This window comes from Caulobacter ginsengisoli (assembly GCF_030814835.1).
In the GTDB taxonomy this organism is placed as follows: domain Bacteria; phylum Pseudomonadota; class Alphaproteobacteria; order Caulobacterales; family Caulobacteraceae; genus Caulobacter; species Caulobacter ginsengisoli.
Genome location: NZ_JAUSVS010000020.1, coordinates 1 through 1,272, shown reverse-complemented (window position 1 = coordinate 1,272; position 1,272 = coordinate 1). Strand labels below are relative to the sequence as shown.

General features: G+C 65.6%; 1 protein-coding gene. It reads left to right on the top strand.

The window, feature by feature from the left end; translation table 11 throughout:
* Positions 1 to 78 precede the first annotated feature (78 nt).
* A complete protein-coding gene (locus tag QO010_RS23930) occupies positions 79 to 1,269 on the top strand; it encodes an IS481 family transposase (protein ID WP_307353290.1) in 1,191 nt (396 codons plus the stop codon).
* The last annotated feature ends 3 nt before the right edge of the window (positions 1,270 to 1,272 follow it).

Genomic DNA, 1,272 nt, shown 5'->3' with positions numbered 1-1,272 from the left:
TGTTTGGACCGGAGACATCCGTGACAAGCGTTCGGGGACATCCGTGACAGTTTTCCGGCCTTCGGAAGGAGGCTGGGGATGCCGTTCACGGGAGTCTCTGAGATGGACCTCAAGCGTGAGTTCGTTGAGCTCTTCCAGCAGGAAGGGGCCAACAGAAGCCAGCTGTGCGATCGCTACGGCGTGAGCCGGACGCTGGGCTATCGAACCCACGAGCGCTTCCTTGCGGAGGGGAAGGATGGCCTGGCGCCGAAGTCCCGCCGGCCGCACAGTTCACCGAACGCGACACCGCCTGAGATAGAGGCGGCGGTGCTGGCGGTGAGGGCTGAGCATCCTGCGTGGGGCGGTCGCAAGATAGAGGCTGTGCTCCGGCGTCGAGGTCTGGCCTCGCCCAAGCCCTCGACGATCACCCAGATCATCCGGCGCCATGGCCTGCCGGTCGGAGCCTTCGGCGGCGGCCAGATCCACTACAAGCGCTTCGAGCATCCCGAGCCCAACGATCTGTGGCAGATGGACTTCAAGGGCCATGTGGCGCTGCGCTCGAAGGAGCGGCTGCATCCCCTGACGGTGCTGGACGATCACTCCCGCTTCAATCTCGTGCTGGCCGCCTGCGCCGACGAGCGCACCGGGACGGTGAAGGCCCACCTGACCCAGGCCTTCCGCCGCTACGGACTGCCCTGGCGGATCACCGCCGACAACGGCCCACCCTGGGGCAACGGACCCAGAGACCGCTTTACCCCGCTCGGCGTCTGGCTGATCGATCTGGGCGTCGCCATCGGCCACTCCCGCCCCTACCACCCCCAGACCCAGGGCAAGGACGAACGCTTCCATCGCTCACTCAAGGCCGAAGCCCTGTCAGGCCCACCCTTCGACGACCTGGCCCACGCCGCCCGCCAGCTCGAACGCTGGCGAGACGTCTACAATACCGAGCGGCCTCACCAGGCCCTGGGCATGGCCACGCCCATCGAACGCTACCGGCCCAGCTCCAGGCCCTTCCCCGAGACCATCGCGCCCTTCCAATACCAGGATGACCAGGCTGAGCCCCGCAAGGTCTGCCCCGCCGGCCGCTTCAGCTTCAAAAACCGCACCTTCAAGGCCCCAAGAGCCTTCCGACGCCGAACCATCGCTCTAAAGCCAACCACCACCGACGGCGTCTACGACCTCATCTACCGCACAGCCCACATCGCCTCCATCGACCTGCGAAGGTCTATGGATCAAACTCAACCTGTAACGGATGTCCCCGAACGTCTGTCACCCATCTCCCCGGTCTGAACA

Coding starts and splice junctions, on each gene's coding strand:
- QO010_RS23930 (WP_307353290.1), top strand. CDS start 79: ATGCCGTTCACGGGAGTCTCTGAGATGGACCTCAAGCGTGAGTTCGTT.